Annotated in this window: 14 protein-coding genes and 1 pseudogene; 9 read left to right on the forward strand and 6 right to left on the reverse strand. The window is 37.6% G+C overall.

The window, feature by feature from the left end; genetic code table 11:
• Positions 1 to 63: 63 nt before the first annotated feature.
• Both A9970_RS19545 and A9970_RS19550 read right to left on the reverse strand, forming a co-directional pair.
• Positions 64 to 735 carry a tetratricopeptide repeat protein gene (locus A9970_RS19545; RefSeq protein ID WP_088159993.1) on the reverse strand — a complete coding sequence of 224 codons (672 nt, stop codon included), beginning with the start codon at positions 733 to 735 and terminating at the stop codon, positions 64 to 66.
• A gap of 78 nt (positions 736 to 813) precedes the next feature.
• Complete coding sequence (locus tag A9970_RS19550) at positions 814 to 2,547, reverse strand: polysaccharide biosynthesis protein (protein WP_409079954.1); 1,734 nt, start codon at positions 2,545 to 2,547, stop codon at positions 814 to 816.
• Between the two features lie 325 nt (positions 2,548 to 2,872).
• On the opposite strand from A9970_RS19550, the gene A9970_RS19555 reads away from it, so the two are divergent.
• Complete coding sequence (locus A9970_RS19555) at positions 2,873 to 4,084, forward strand: alanine dehydrogenase (protein WP_153844853.1); 1,212 nt, start codon at positions 2,873 to 2,875, stop codon at positions 4,082 to 4,084.
• A gap of 80 nt (positions 4,085 to 4,164) precedes the next feature.
• A complete protein-coding gene (locus A9970_RS19560; protein WP_182983423.1) occupies positions 4,165 to 5,016 on the forward strand; it encodes an alpha/beta hydrolase in 852 nt (283 codons plus the stop codon).
• Between the two features lie 9 nt (positions 5,017 to 5,025).
• Here A9970_RS19560 and A9970_RS19565 read toward each other — a convergent pair whose 3' ends face one another.
• From A9970_RS19565 to A9970_RS29080, 3 genes are read right to left on the reverse strand one after another with little or no spacing between them, the layout of a single operon-like run.
• The gene (locus A9970_RS19565) at positions 5,026 to 6,072 is read right to left on the reverse strand and encodes an ABC transporter ATP-binding protein (RefSeq protein ID WP_182983424.1); all 1,047 of its coding nucleotides are present in this window, start codon (positions 6,070 to 6,072) and stop codon (positions 5,026 to 5,028) included.
• Between the two features lie 23 nt (positions 6,073 to 6,095).
• Complete coding sequence (gene tsaE / locus A9970_RS19570; RefSeq protein ID WP_153844856.1) at positions 6,096 to 6,506, reverse strand: tRNA (adenosine(37)-N6)-threonylcarbamoyltransferase complex ATPase subunit type 1 TsaE; 411 nt, start codon at positions 6,504 to 6,506, stop codon at positions 6,096 to 6,098.
• Between the two features lie 12 nt (positions 6,507 to 6,518).
• On the reverse strand, positions 6,519 to 7,403 hold the full coding sequence (locus A9970_RS29080; protein WP_227550102.1) for a PglZ domain-containing protein: 885 nt from the start codon (positions 7,401 to 7,403) through the stop codon (positions 6,519 to 6,521).
• Here A9970_RS29080 and A9970_RS29085 point away from each other — a divergent pair.
• Entirely contained in the window at positions 7,363 to 7,482 is a 120-nt protein-coding gene (locus A9970_RS29085; protein ID WP_227550103.1) for a YSIRK-type signal peptide-containing protein, read from the forward strand. The two genes, A9970_RS29080 and A9970_RS29085, sit on opposite strands and share 41 nt — an antisense overlap.
• A gap of 257 nt (positions 7,483 to 7,739) precedes the next feature.
• On the opposite strand, the pseudogene A9970_RS29090 reads toward A9970_RS29085, so the two are convergent.
• Positions 7,740 to 8,072, reverse strand: a pseudogene (locus A9970_RS29090) (response regulator); the annotation flags it as partial.
• Between the two features lie 221 nt (positions 8,073 to 8,293).
• Here A9970_RS29090 and A9970_RS19580 point away from each other — a divergent pair.
• The 6 genes from A9970_RS19580 to efp all read left to right on the forward strand — a co-directional run bounded on the left by A9970_RS19580 (position 8,294) and on the right by efp (position 14,465).
• Positions 8,294 to 9,544 carry an HD domain-containing protein gene (locus A9970_RS19580; RefSeq protein ID WP_182983425.1) on the forward strand — a complete coding sequence of 417 codons (1,251 nt, stop codon included), beginning with the start codon at positions 8,294 to 8,296 and terminating at the stop codon, positions 9,542 to 9,544.
• Positions 9,545 to 9,577: 33 nt separating this feature from the next.
• The gene (gene lpxD, locus A9970_RS19585) at positions 9,578 to 10,618 is read left to right on the forward strand and encodes a UDP-3-O-(3-hydroxymyristoyl)glucosamine N-acyltransferase (RefSeq protein ID WP_182330352.1); all 1,041 of its coding nucleotides are present in this window, start codon (positions 9,578 to 9,580) and stop codon (positions 10,616 to 10,618) included.
• 139 nt (positions 10,619 to 10,757) lie between these two features.
• A complete protein-coding gene (locus A9970_RS19590; RefSeq protein WP_172840641.1) occupies positions 10,758 to 12,158 on the forward strand; it encodes a bifunctional UDP-3-O-[3-hydroxymyristoyl] N-acetylglucosamine deacetylase/3-hydroxyacyl-ACP dehydratase in 1,401 nt (466 codons plus the stop codon).
• Between the two features lie 10 nt (positions 12,159 to 12,168).
• Positions 12,169 to 12,957 (forward strand): acyl-ACP--UDP-N-acetylglucosamine O-acyltransferase, encoded by a 789-nt coding sequence (gene lpxA, locus A9970_RS19595; RefSeq protein WP_075990789.1) that lies wholly within the window; start codon positions 12,169 to 12,171, stop codon positions 12,955 to 12,957.
• Positions 12,958 to 12,974: 17 nt separating this feature from the next.
• Complete coding sequence (locus A9970_RS19600; protein WP_310889295.1) at positions 12,975 to 13,604, forward strand: ATP-binding cassette domain-containing protein; 630 nt, start codon at positions 12,975 to 12,977, stop codon at positions 13,602 to 13,604.
• 300 nt (positions 13,605 to 13,904) lie between these two features.
• Entirely contained in the window at positions 13,905 to 14,465 is a 561-nt protein-coding gene (gene efp / locus A9970_RS19605) for an elongation factor P (protein ID WP_153844861.1), read from the forward strand.
• Positions 14,466 to 14,622 lie beyond the last annotated feature (157 nt).

Raw genomic sequence — 14,622 nt, forward strand, 5'->3', positions numbered from 1 at the left:
AGATGGTCACAAAAAAAGAGGCTATCAAATAGCCTCTTTTTATTATATTTTTATAATTATCTATTATAGATGTGCTTGTACACGACCCAATAAACCATCAATTGTTGAAGCTTCTTGACTCTCAGGAAAATCTGTTTTAATCTTCTTGTAAGCAGTCTCTGCACTTTTATAGTCATTTTGTGCTTCATATACAAGTCCTAGTTTTTTCAAAAAGAGTGGAGTTGTATACGAGTTGCTTGATTTTTCAGAAGCTTGCTTGTAGTAATCAGCGGCTTTTTTGTAGTCTTTTAACTCTGAAAAAGCATCACCTGTTAAACCAATTACGAGTGGGTCTAGAATTTGGCTTCCTGTTGGAGCATATTTTTCAAGCGCTTTCGCAGCCTCATCGAATTTACCTTGACGCAAATATAAACCTCCTAAATAGGCGTTTGCAATATTGGCAGATTTTGTATTGGAATATTCGTCCGCAATTTGTTTAAAACCAAGAAACGCACCATCACCCATGATTGCTTTACTTTGTAAAGAATCAATTGTAGCAAGCTGTTCTGCTTTGTACATACGGTTCGAAGCTTCTTCTGCTCTTGGATCTAGATAAAGCTTTTGATATCCAAAATAAAGTAAGATCAATACAACGATACCACCTAAAATGAACACTACACTTTTTTGGTTATCTTGAAAAAAAGATCCTTTTGAAGGTTTGAAACCTTGATTTGTATTATTTGTGTTTTTAGACATTACTAATCAGTAAAATATGGATTGCAAAAATACACTTTTCGAGCAAATTTGCAAGTGTTTTGCAAATTTTAAAGTGAATTAACTTTGGTTTTCTGACTCATTCGATAGTTCAATTTCCTTGTCTAGCTGTTCGTAGATGGAATTTTTACTTTTGAATTCAGGTACAATAATTTTCATTTGATAGACAACTTCGTTTTTGTTTTGTGTCGCTAAACGCTGTTGCAATTCGCCAATTTTCATACACACGATATCATAATTATTTTCTCTGACTTTGGCGATCATGATTTTTTCGTGGTGAGTCGGTAAGGTATTCTCTAAATCATTCAGTAATTCCTCATATAGTTTTTCACCAGGTCTTAATCCAGTGAATTTTATTTCAATATCTTCATTCGGTTTAAATCCTGAAAGACGAATCATTTTTTTAGCTAACTCAACTATTTTTACAGATTTACCCATATCAAATACAAAAATTTCGCCACCTTGTCCCATTGTTCCAGCTTCAAGGACTAGTCGACATGCTTCGGGAATGGTCATAAAATACCGCGTAATTTCTGGATGAGTAACTGTTACAGGGCCACCTTTTTGAATCTGGTCTCTGAATCGAGGGATAACAGATCCATTGGAGCCTAGGACATTGCCAAAGCGGGTTGTGATAAATTTGGTGTGCACAGTTGCCCCTAACGAGTTTTCCAAATGATTGTTTAACGATTGTACATAGATTTCTGCGATACGCTTTGTCGCTCCCATGATATTCGTGGGATTGACAGCTTTATCGGTAGAGACAAAAACAAATTTTTCAACTTGAAATTCCACGGCTAAATCAGCTAGATTCTTTGTACCCATGACATTGGTCTGTACCGCTTCCAAAGGATGGTTTTCCATCATTGGCACATGTTTGTAAGCTGCCGCATGATATACATAATGCGGCTTGAAAGTATCAAAAAGTAATTGCATCCTTTTTGTACTTCGGACGTCTGCTATATAAGTATGATAAACTTGATTTGGAAATTCATCTTGAAGGTCAAGTTGGAGATTATGTAACGGGGACTCCGCTTGGTCACAAAGGATAATCATCTGGGGCTCGTATTTCCCCAATTGGGATGCAATCTCACTACCTATGGAACCTGCTGCCCCAGTAACTAAGATCCTTTTGCCTTTCGTTTGGCTTAGGATGTGGTCGTCGTTAATCTTAATCGGCTCCCTTTCTAGTAAATCTTCAATTTTTATTTTTTGGATCTGATTGGGGTTAAGATCACCATTCATGATCTTTTTAACAGGAGGGAGCGTTAATATGTTGACATTTTTTTCGAGCGCAACATCTGTAATTTCATTTTTACGGTCGGAAGGAATGTTGTGCGAAGCGATGATGACCTCTTCAATATTTAGTGTGTTGATGAGGTGGCTAAACTTTTGAGAAGAGTAAATTTTGGTCCCATCAATAACTTTGTTAATTTTTTGCTCATTATCGTCTAAGAATCCAACAATAGCATTTTTGGATCGTACATCATGGTCTAAGGTTCTTTTTACAGCAATTCCCAAATCACCGGCACCGTAGATGAGCGTCTTTTTTCTGGATCCGTTGACTTTTTTGGTGTATAGAAAGAAAATTTTAATAATTGTTCTATATACGGTTAAAATAAGAAATGAAAAGAGTGCAAAGAAGATAATGAGTGCAGTTGGGATGTTTCGCTCTATCTCGTTTGCCTGGATCACTAATTTTATAACCAAGAGAACGAAAACACTAAATGTTATCGTTGATAATATACGTATTGAATCGATAGCGCTTGTGTAACGAACTATCCCAGTATACATCTTGAAGAGGTAGAATGATAAAGAACATATGGCTATAAATAAAATGTAACGAATGCTAAAATCAATGTCGAGCAGAAAATCGAAGTTAAAATCATAGTAAATAACATTTGCGAGGAGATAAGCGATGGAAACACTAAAGATGTCCAATAAAAAAATGATCCATCGTGGCACTATATTGACTTTACTGAGCATGGTATTATATCTGATTAATTTAGACAAATGTATATAAATTTGTTTCATTCCAAAGCCGTGCCAAACCAAATTTATCTTCGTTTGATAAGATTGATTTTTTATTGTAATTTTAGCTAACTGTCAATTTTACAAGATGAATGAGTTAGGAAAGCTTGCGAGTCAGGCTATGATTTCTCCAAAAGAGATGCTGTTTGAGAAGAAAAAGAATGCAAAGAGTTTATTTATAGGCATTCCAAAAGAAATCTCGCTTCAGGAAAAGCGGATATGCTTGACGCCATTAGCGGTTGCATTATTGGTAGAAAATGGACATGAAGTAATCATTGAGACGGGAGCAGGTGCTGGGGCCAATTTTTTGGATCATCATTATAGTGAACAGGGCGCTCGTATCGTTTCATCTCGGGAAGAGGTGTACCAAGCAGATCTGATCATTAAAGTTGGTAGCCCTATGCTTAGTGAAGTTAAGTTGATGAAAGAAAGACAGCTTTTGTTATCTTCTCAGCAACCTTCACTCATGAACCTGGATGTACTAAAGGCGTTAATGCATAAAAAAATCACTGCAATTTCTTACGAATATTTAAGAGATGAGGGCGGTTGCCTGGCAGTGGTTCGTGCGATGAGCGAAATCGTGGGGGCAACGGCAACCTTAATCGCTGGAGAGTATCTGAGCAATGCATTTGGAGGGAAGGGACTGATGCTCGGTGGTGTGACCGGCGTAGCTTCCACAGAAGTCGTTATTATAGGCGCGGGGACCGTTGGTGAACAAGCTGCCCGAACGGCTTTGGCGCTAGGTGCACAGGTAAAGGTTTTTGATAATTCGATTTATAAACTTAGACGCCTGCAAAACAATCTTGGCAGCCGTGTTTTCACTTCCGTTATACAACCTATTATTTTAAACAAGGCTGTGATCAGTTCGGATGTAGTTATTGGCGCTTTACGAGCTCGTAATGGACGTTCTGCTTGTATAATTTCGGAGGAAACAGTTTCTAAAATGAAACCTAATTCTGTAGTGATAGATGTGAGTATCGATCAAGGGGGGAATTTTGAAAGCTCAGAAGTGACTTCACATGATAAACCTATCTTTCGGAAATTTGATGTTATTCACTATTGTGTTCCCAATATAGCGTCTCGGGTAGCACGAACAGCCACTTATGCAATGAGCAATATTTTTACGTCTATTTTGCTTGATTTCGCAGAACTCGGGGGACTGAAAAATGCAATCTGGAAGAATCCCGGTATTCGGAGTTCTATTTATTTGTACCAAGGAAACCTTACAAATATTGACATGGCCTCAAGATTTAATATGACGGCGAAAGATTTAGATCTTTTAGTTGTTTCTTCCTTATAAACCAGGGGTATCCAGTTCATGTTTGATTCGTTTTTTTTAGTATATGTAGTCTGGAGCTCTCTTTTAAAATATCATTTTTAATGAAAAGAATTTTTATGATTTTATGTTCGTTGATTTCGCTTGTTAAAGCGCAGGAAGCAATCAACCTTTATGCAGATTCTATTCCAAATTCGACTGATAAAGAGCAGGTAAATTTAGAAAAGAATGTACCAAAGTTATTTGCATATACAGCAGATAAAAGTATAGATAAAAATATCGCGGTACTGGTTATTCCAGGAGGAGGGTATTCTCATATAGCAATGGATCATGAGGGGCATGCCGTTGCAAAAGAGCTGATAAAAAATGGCTATTCGGCATTTGTTTTACAATACCGATTGCCTTCACCAAATATCATGCGTGACAAATCAATAGGACCTCTTCAGGATGCCCAGCGGGCAATGCAGTTGATCCGAACCTTGCATCCCGGACTTCGAAAAGTTGGGGTAATAGGATTTTCCGCTGGCGGGCACCTGGCTTCCACTTTAATTACGAAGTTTAAGAAAGACTATATAGCGAATCCTTCCCATGTATCTCTAAGACCTGATTTTGCAGGATTAATTTATCCAGTAATCTCTATGGAAAATGATATAACACATAAAGGTTCGCGTATAAATCTCATTGGAGAAACCCCCTCACAAGACCAAATAAAGCTGTTTTCTTCCAATTTGCAGGTGTCTTCTGAGGTTTGTCCGGTTTTCTTTGTCCATGCCAAAGACGATATGGCTGTGCCAATAGAAAATAGCTATAGAATGATGGCAGCTTTGGACAAGTCAAAAGTGCCCAACAAGCTTTATACCTTTGAGCAAGGGGGGCACGGTTTCGGATTAATTAACAAAACCTCGGATAAATTATGGTTTGACGCATTTTTATCTTGGCTAGAGACACAAGACTAGGGCATACAATTAATGGTCAAAAGCGATCCAGTGAGATATGGTTAGATCGACAGCCTGTTGTTTTTGTGGAATTATTTGCGATGTTATAATCGCATGTAAGTTAATCTCATTATTGCTGACGACGACTTCATAATAAAAACCTCTGAATCGGACATCTTTTACAAAAAAAGTAGACTGCTCAGAAGGACTGATTGAAATCCATTCTTGATGTATCGCGATTGGTTTTTCGCTTGTTATGCCTAAATTTTGAGCTTGCTCAACCTGTAATATATTGCTTTTTGCCAGTAATTGCGCAGTATAAGGGTGCGATGGATTGCTATACAATACATGTGGATTGTTTTGATCTAGGATTTTACCAGATTTCATCACAATGAGATTATCTGCCAAAGCAAGTACTTCCGTAGGATCATGTGAAACTAAAATGACGGTCAGCCCAGTTTCCTTAACAATATCTTTTATGTCCTGTTGCAAGGTATCCCTAAAAGAGGCATCAACCTGATTGAAGGGTTCATCCATTAGTAAAACTTCAGGCTCGTTGATCAATGCACGACAGATGGCGACGCGTTGTTTTTCTCCCCCACTGATGTCTGCTACTCTTTTTTTAGCGAGGTGATCTATCCGTAGACGTTGCAATATTTCCGCGGTTTTGTCTTGTTTGCGTTTAATATCTGTATTTGGCAACTGCGATGCAACATTATCCCATACATTGGCATAAGTATTTAAATCGTCGAAGCCCTGTGATACTAATTTCATCGCATCGTGTCCGGGAATTAACTTGTCTTTACGTGTAGGAACCTGCCACCCCTTATAACGGACAGTACCGTCTGTTGGTTCCAATAAACCATATATTAATCGTAGTAAGGTGCTTTTTCCACTGCCAGATTCACCAATGATCGCTGTTATTTTTCCTTCATCGATATCGAAAGAACTATTTTCAACAGCAAACTGCATATTGTTCTCATGAAAGGAAAAGCTAAGGTGTTCGGCGTGTATAGCCGCTAATCCGGGCACATGGATATCAGATGGAATATATTGACAAGATGATAAATGAGCCATAGTAGGGAGTCGAAAAAAGGTAGTTAACGAATAGAAATTTTACGTGTTGTTGCATCTATGATGCTAATATGTATCTCTTTTGCTTCTTCAGGAAGTAAATTGGGGATTTTCTCTGGCCATTCAACAAAGCAATATGCACCTGAATAGAAATATTCCTCATAGCCAAAATCGAAAGCCTCCTGTTCATCTTTAATGCGGTAAAAATCAAAGTGATATATGGGTCCAACGGGAGACTCATATTCATTAACAATGGAGAATGTTGGACTAGATGTACTATCTTGTACATTCAATTGTTTGCACAGGTGTTTTACAAAAGTTGTCTTTCCTGCTCCCATTGAACCATATAATAGAAAAATCCGGTCCTTTGGAAAACTATTTAAAAGTGTCTGAGCCGCTTGAGATAGATCCGCTGTCGTATTTACAATAATTTCCATGTTGCAAAATTACTATTTCGGTAAGTATGTCGCAAAGGGGATAATCATTTCTTCCAAAGAGATTCCTCCATGTTGGAATGTTCCGTTAAAGTAATTGACAAATTGATTGTAGTTGTTGGGGTAAACAAAATACGAATCTTCTTTGGCAAAAACGTATGTTGAACTAACATGAAGTTTAGGCAACTGTGCCTCGTGGGGATTTTTGATAGCAAAAACATCTTTGTCAATATAGTTCAGATTTTTCCCTTGCTTATATCTCAAATTTGTATTTGTATTTCGGTCACCAACGATTTTACTTGGCTTTTTTACACGTATCGTGCCATGGTCGGTTGTAATAATCACACGGACTTTCTTTTGTGAGAGCCATTTTATAGCCTCTAATAAAGGTGAGTGTTCAAACCATGACAAAGTGAGGGAGCGATACGCTGCTTCGTCGTTTGCTAATTCACGAATCATAGAGCTGTCCGTACGTGCGTGAGAAAGCATATCAACAAAGTTATACACCAATACATTCAGTTGGTTGTGCATCATATTACCGAGATTGTCTAACACATCCTTTCCTTGTTCCAGGGTCAAAATTTTCGTGTAGGAGTGTTTTATGGACTTGCGGTAAAGTCGCTTGATCTGATCTTCCAAAAATTTATCCTCATATAAATTCTTACCACCTTCATCTTCATCGTTTTGCCATAATTTCGGGAAGCGTTTTTCCATTTCCAGTGGAGTTAATCCACTAAAGATGGCATTTCTAGCATATTGTGTTGCTGTTGGTAAAATACTGTAATAGTTTATCTCCTCCTCGAGTCTAAAATAGTCGGTGATCACCTCATTGATAATTTTCCATTGATCGAAACGCAAATTGTCTATTAGAAAGAAAAATGTAGGTGTATCATCTTCTATGGTCGGAAATACCTTTTTCTTAAATAGCTGGTGTGAAAGAATGGGCGCGTTTTCGGGGCGATTAATCCACTGTATATAGTTGTTTTCTATAAATTTTGAGAATTGCATGTTTGCTTCGGATTTTTGCATCGTCAGAATTTCATGCATATTGTTATCTTCAAGCTTTTCGAGGGATAATTCCCAGTAGACAAGTTTTTTGTAAACTTCTGACCATTGGTTGAAATCCAGATTGTCATTCAGGATCATCCCCAAATTGCGGAAGTCTTGTTGATAGGCCATGGATGTTTTCTCATTGACAAGACGTTTGTTCTCCGTTAATTTTTTTATTGTCATCAAGATCTGCTTGGGGTTGACCGGCTTGATAAGATAATCATCTATTTTGGAGCCGATGGCATCTTCCATGACATGTTCTTCTTCATTTTTTGTGACCAGAACAACGGGGACAGTAGGGTTGATCGATTTGAGTATAGCAAGTGTTTCGAGCCCGGTTAGCCCAGGCATATTTTCGTCTAAGAAAACGAGGTGGAAAAAACCATTTTTAAAGGCTTCAACGGCATCATTTCCATTATTGACTGTGTCAACTTTGTAACCTTTGCTTTCTAAAAATAAAATGTGTGGTTTTAGAAAGTCAATTTCATCGTCAGCCCAAAGAATATGTGTTTTTTGCATCTTGTTATTATATGTCTATTAGTAGTAGAGGGGGAGGATCGGATTTTCGATCTCATGCTAACATAAGCAAATATCGTGCTTCAGATTTTATTTTTAACATTTATTAACGATGAACTAACTATCTTTGTTTTAAGTTTATACTAGTGTTAACCAGGAGTTCATGATTAAAGGGCTCGGTTTCATATTTATAGTGTTGATGATCGTATTAATTTGTCTCCACATTGAACAAAAATAAAATTATTAATGATCCGGTATATGGATTTGTCGCTATTCCTACAGGATTGGTCTTTGACCTAGTGCAACACCCTTATTTCCAAAGGCTCCGCTATATTAAGCAGGTGAGCATGACGCATCTTGTCTATCCCGGAGCTTTGCATACTCGTTTTCAGCACGCCATAGGAGCGATGCATTTGATGTCGATGGCTTTGGAAACTTTGAGGAGTAAAGGTGTTATAATTTCAGCGGATGAAGAGGAGGCTGTTCTGTCGGCAATATTGCTGCATGATATAGGTCACGGCCCTTTTTCACATTCCTTGGAGCATAGTTTGATTGAAGGAGTTTCTCATGAGCTATTGTCTTCCCTTTTAATGGATCGAATCAATAATGATTTGGGTGGAAGACTAAGTCTAGCAATTACAATCTTTAATAATAAATACGAACGTAAATTTCTTCATCAATTGGTGTCGAGCCAATTGGATGTTGATCGAATGGACTACCTCAATAGAGATAGTTTTTTTACAGGCGTATCGGAAGGCGTCATCTCATTTGACCGTATCATAAAAATGCTCAATGTGGTGGACGACGAAATAGTAGTGGAGTATAAAGCGCTTTATTCTGTGGAGAAATTTCTGATTGCGCGGCGGTTGATGTATTGGCAAGTCTATTTACACAAGACCGTTATCGGTGCTGAACAGTTATTGATTAAAATTCTGCAGCGGGCAAAATATTTGACGGCTGCTGGCCATAAGCTCTTTTCTACCCCGGCTTTTCATTGGTTTTTAAGCCAGCAGGTCAACAAAACTAACTTTTTGGATGACTCGTTACATTTGGATTGGTTTACTCGTTTAGATGATACGGATATTATGTCAGCCATAAAAACATGGGAACGTCATGAGGATTCGATTTTAAGTACAATGTGCCAGCGTGTTATGAAACGTAATCTATATCGATCTGTCATGAGTGATAAGCCATTCTTGCCAGAATATGTTGATTTAGTAAAGGCGAAAGTACAAGCTGAGATGGGAGTGGCTCAAGAGGATATTCATTATTATGTATTTATGCAAGAAATTCAAAACCGGGCCTATAATTCTTCCAGGGATCAAATTAAAATATTATTGAAATCGGGCGAGCTCGTCGATATAACAGAGGCTTCTGATCTAGGGAATTTAGAAGCGCTATCGCAAAATGTAGCTAAATATGCCTTATGTTATCCAAAAGAGGTGGGATATGTTGCAATTACTTCCATCAAGTAGTTATTTTTTAATAAAAAAACATAGATTTGTACCATGCAATTTACTGCTCAACAAATAGGGACATTATTAGAAGGACGGATTGAAGGAAATCCAGAAGTTACTGTAGGTAACCTTGCCAAAATTGAGGAAGGTAAAAAAGGCGATCTTTCTTTTTTGTCAAATCCAAAATATGAGCATTTTATTTATACTACTGACGCCTCGATTGTAATTGTTAATGAAGATTTACAATTGACCCAAGCAACTAAACCGACATTGACGATCATACGGGTTAAGAATGCCTATGCTGCTTTCTCTACTATTTTGAACATGTATAATGAGTTTCGTCTTGACAAAAGTGGACGTGAGGAACCTCATTTTATACATGCTGAAGCGGAGATCGGTCAAGGAGGTTATATCGGTGCATTTGTATATATTGGACGCGGGGCTTCCATTGGAAATAACGTAAAAATCTACCCACAGGTCTATATTGGCGATAAAGTTACGATTGGAGATAATACAACACTCTATCCAGGGGTGAAGATTTATCATGATTGTAAGATAGGGGAAAATGTCGTAGTACATTCCGGTGTTGTGATTGGGTCGGATGGATTTGGATTTGCTCCACAAGAAGACGGAACATATAAAAAAGTACCGCAGATCGGTTATGTGCAAGTGGAGGATAATGTTGAGATTGGCGCCAATACTGTAATCGATAGGGCAACAATGGGCGCTACAATAGTGCGTGATGGTGTTAAGTTGGATAATTTGATTCAAATTGCACATAATGTTGATATTGGAAAGAATACAGTAATCGCAGCGCAAACAGGTATTTCTGGTAGTTCAAAAATTGGAGAACATGTAGTTTTAGGAGGACAGGTTGGTGTTGTTGGGCATATTGTTGTTGCAAAGGGGTCTCAAATCCAAGCCCAATCAGGAGTGAATAGATCGATTAAAGAAGAAGGGAAAAAATGGGGCGGTACACCAGTGATGCCTTATCAGCCGCAATTGCGTTCTAATGTGATTTTTGCACGTCTTCCTGAGTTGGAAAAACGAATCCAAGAGTTAGAAAAGTTAGTAGAAAAAAAATTGAAATAATTATTTTTCATTGAAAATAAACTGTTCTTTATTTATGATGAAATAATCATTCCTAGTAAGGCTATGGCGAACATCGAAATAGCTTCAAGGATAAATGTTTTGTCAAAAGAAGTTTTGATTTAAAAATATGTTATTAGAAATGAATGTAAAACAGAGAACCATCAAAAACGAGGTTGAAATTTCGGGGGTAGGTCTTCATACAGGAAAAATTGTATCGATGACGATTAAGCCAGCTCCGGAAAATCACTGGTTTAAGTTCAGACGTGTGGATTTAGAGGGGCAACCAGAAATTTTGGTTGATGCGGATAATGTTACGGATACCTCCAGAGGGACGACAATAACGCAGAATGGAGCAAGTGTGAGTACAATTGAACATTTGATGGCATCGTTAATTGGTTTACAAATTGATAATGTGCTGATTGATATTGATGGTCCTGAAATACCAATTCTCGATGGTAGTTCAGCTATTTTTGTGAAGTTGTTAGAGGAAGCGGGATTTGAAGAACAAGATGCTGATCGGGATTATTATGAGATTTCCAATAATATCCATTATGCAGAGCCAGATCGCAAAGTTGAAATACTGGGCATGCCAATGGATGGTTATCGTTTGACTTGTATGATCGATTTTAATTCGCCTGTGTTGGGAAGCCAGCATGCAGCAATAACATCTATTGAGGATTTTAAATCGGAAATAGCCTCTTCGCGTACGTTTTGTTTTTTACACGAATTGGAAATGTTGGTTGATCATGGGCTTATTAAAGGTGGTGATTTAAGTAATGCCATCGTTATTGTGGACAAGGAGACTTCTCCTGAGGAATTGCAAAAATTAGCGCACCTTTTTCATAAAGAAACCGTTGCAGTTGCTAAGGAAGGAATATTAAACAATAATCAATTGCGTTACCAAAATGAGCCTGCTCGACATAAATTGTTGGACATGGTTGGAGATTTAGCGCTAGTCGGAAGACCTTTGAAAGGGCATATTATGGCTGCACGGCCAGGCCATGCAGCGAATGTGGCTTTTGCAAAAAAGATAAAGGAGCAGATCAAGAAAGATAAAACACGAAAAAAAATTAAAGTTTACGATCCCAATATGCCGGCATTATACGATACGGTAGAAATCATGAAGATTTTACCTCATCGTCAGCCCATGCTTATGGTCGATAAAATTCTTGAGTTGACAGAAACACATGTTGTGGGGTTGAAGAATGTTACCATGAACGAAGATTTATTTATGGGACATTTTCCTGGTGCACCATTATTTCCTGGTGTTTTGCAAGTGGAGGCTATGGCACAGACAGGGGGAATTTTAGTTTTGAAGACGGTCCCTGATCCAGAGAATTGGTTGACCTTATTCCTTAAAATTGAAAATGCACGTTTTAAAGCGCAGGTAACTCCAGGAGATTCTGTTATTTTTAGATGTGACTTGATGGAGCCGATCCGAAGAGGTATCGCAAAAATGAAAGGTGTGGCTATGGTAGGAGAGAAAATTGTGTGCGAAGCGGAGCTTATGGCACAGATCGTAAGAGTAAATAACAACTAAAGTAGTATAGATGATACAGCCATTAGCTTATATTCATCCGGAGGCAAAAATTGCTAAAAATGTGGTCATCGAGCCATTTGTAACCATTTATAAAGACGTCGTCATTGGTGAAGGCACTTGGATAGGATCAAATGTGACGATCATGGATGGAGCTCGAATTGGAAAAAACTGTAAAATATATCCCGGTGCAGTAATCTCTGGGGAACCTCAAGATTTAAAATTTGATGGTGAGATTACTACAGCTGAAATTGGAGACAATACAACCATTCGTGAGTGTGTAACAATCAATAGAGGAACCAAGGATAGGTATAAAACGGTCATTGGAAAAAATTGTTTGATCCAAGCTTATAGTCATGTTGCACATGATTGTGAAGTAGGTGATAATTGTGTTTTTTCGAACAACAGTACACTTGCTGGACATATTACGGTCGGCGATTATGTTGTACTTGCTGGAATGGTTGCTGTTCACCAATTTGTCAAAATTGGTTCGCATGCATTTGTTACCGGTGGTTCATTGGTGCGTAAGGATATTCCTCCTTTTGTTAAGGCCGCACGTGAACCGATTTCTTATGCTGGTATTAATTCTGTTGGATTGAGAAGAAGAGGCTTTTCGGAAGAGCAAATTGCCGAGATTCAGAATCTTTATCGAATTCTTTTTGTCCAAAACAGAAATTTGGCTAAAGCAATAGAAATTATAGAAGCTGAATATCAGGCAACGGAAATCCGTGATGAAATTTTGGATTTTATTCGGAATTCAGGCCGGGGTATCATGAAGGGATTCAATAATAGAGCGATGTAATCGCATTGTCGATTCTAGTGAATTTGAAAATTACATTAAAAGATATTGGTAGGAGGTATAACAATGAATGGATTTTTAGGCATATAAACTATACCTTCGAGTCCGGCAAGAGTTATGCCATCCTTGGCCATAACGGTTCAGGGAAGTCCACTTTCCTAAAAGTGCTTTCAAGTAGTTTGACACCCTCAGCGGGTGAATTGATTTACACATATGGCGAAGAGGTCTTAAGTGTGGATCAAATATATCAACAACTGTCTCTTGCAGCCCCCTACGTTGAACTGATCGAGGAATTTACCTTAAATGAGTTGATCGATTTCCATTTTAAATTTAAAAATTATCTTCCTTCTTTTGATAAAGAAACAGTTGTCAGCTTATTGGGATTGGAGCATGCACTTGACAGAGAGATAAGATTTTTTTCTTCAGGTATGCGTCAACGGGTAAAGCTAGCACTAGCTTGTTGTTCTGCATCTAGCTTGGTATTGTTGGATGAGCCAACAAGTAATTTGGATAGTGCCGGTGAAGAATGGTACTTGAATTTGATCGATCGAGCAAAATTAAAATCAAGAATACTCGTCGTTTGTTCAAATCAAAAGAAAGAATATGAGTTCTGTGATGAAACGATATCCATTCTGGATTTTAAAGCCTAATTCTCCTATTTCTCATAGCATTTAATGCACAATTCTTAACAATAACATCCTAATATTTCATTTTTTTATGAACCCAAATCGTTACGAATTGGAATCTTTATAGCTGCATATCTGTTTTTGGGTAAATGATGGGAGTATATTATTCGTATCCGCTTTTTGAAATTATAGGGATGGCTCCAGCTACTCTTGAAAACGGTTATTTCAATAAAAAAGTAGCGAATGAAATTTTAATAACACAATTAGTTTTTGTACTTTTGACGACTCAATAATGAGATAACCGTTTAAAGTTCAATTCAAAGAATGGCTAAGGCATCAGAGGTAAAATCAGGAAATATCTTAAGATTTAACGGAGAATTAGTATCCGTAGAGGAATATATACACCGTACACCAGGTAATTTACGTGCTTTTTATCAAGCTAGAATGCGTAATGTTAAAACTGGTAAGTTAGTTGAATACCGTTTTAGAGTTGATGAGTCTGTCGAGATTGCACGTGTAGAAACGAATGATTATCAGTATCTATATGATGATGGCGATTTCTTCGTTGTAATGGACAATAATACATATGAGCAGTTTAATATTCCGAAATTTTTATTTGGTGATTCTGCACGTTTCTTGAAAGAAGGAATGACTGTAATTATTGCTTTTGAAAGTGATGAGCCTATCATGGCAGAAGCTCCAAAAAGTGTTGAGTTAGAAATTACATATACTGAACCGGCTGTAAAAGGAGATACTTCGACAAATGCATTGAAAAAAGCAACTGTAGAGACTGGTGTTGAAATTATGGTGCCGTTGTTCATTAATCAAGGTGAGAAAGTAAGAGTTGATACGCAAACAGGTAATTATATCGAGCGCGTAAAATAATATAAAGATTTTAGGTTTAGGTTGATTATTCGGTCTTGTTAGCGCTCGCTACAAGGCCGTTTTTTGTAATACTAGACTCAGTTTAGCACCTGGTTTTTCTATTCTGAACAAAAAACTCTAATCGCTTTTGAAGCTTAAATAAAAATTGAATTGGAAG

This window comes from Sphingobacterium sp. UME9, from assembly GCF_014170215.1.
Lineage (GTDB): Bacteria > Bacteroidota > Bacteroidia > Sphingobacteriales > Sphingobacteriaceae > Sphingobacterium > Sphingobacterium paramultivorum.

Excerpts from the sequence above, each read along its gene's own strand:
- A9970_RS19545 (WP_088159993.1), bottom strand. The coding sequence starts at position 735 with ATGTCTAAAAACACAAATAATACAAATCAAGGTTTCAAACCTTCAAAA.
- A9970_RS19550 (WP_409079954.1), bottom strand. The coding sequence starts at position 2,547 with ATGTATACTGGGATAGTTCGTTACACAAGCGCTATCGATTCAATACGT.
- A9970_RS19555 (WP_153844853.1), top strand. The coding sequence starts at position 2,873 with ATGAATGAGTTAGGAAAGCTTGCGAGTCAGGCTATGATTTCTCCAAAA.
- A9970_RS19560 (WP_182983423.1), top strand. The coding sequence starts at position 4,165 with ATGAAAAGAATTTTTATGATTTTATGTTCGTTGATTTCGCTTGTTAAA.
- A9970_RS19565 (WP_182983424.1), bottom strand. The coding sequence starts at position 6,072 with ATGGCTCATTTATCATCTTGTCAATATATTCCATCTGATATCCATGTG.
- tsaE (WP_153844856.1), bottom strand. The coding sequence starts at position 6,506 with ATGGAAATTATTGTAAATACGACAGCGGATCTATCTCAAGCGGCTCAG.
- lpxD (WP_182330352.1), top strand. The coding sequence starts at position 9,578 with ATGCAATTTACTGCTCAACAAATAGGGACATTATTAGAAGGACGGATT.
- A9970_RS19590 (WP_172840641.1), top strand. The coding sequence starts at position 10,758 with ATGAATGTAAAACAGAGAACCATCAAAAACGAGGTTGAAATTTCGGGG.
- lpxA (WP_075990789.1), top strand. The coding sequence starts at position 12,169 with ATGATACAGCCATTAGCTTATATTCATCCGGAGGCAAAAATTGCTAAA.
- efp (WP_153844861.1), top strand. The coding sequence starts at position 13,905 with ATGGCTAAGGCATCAGAGGTAAAATCAGGAAATATCTTAAGATTTAAC.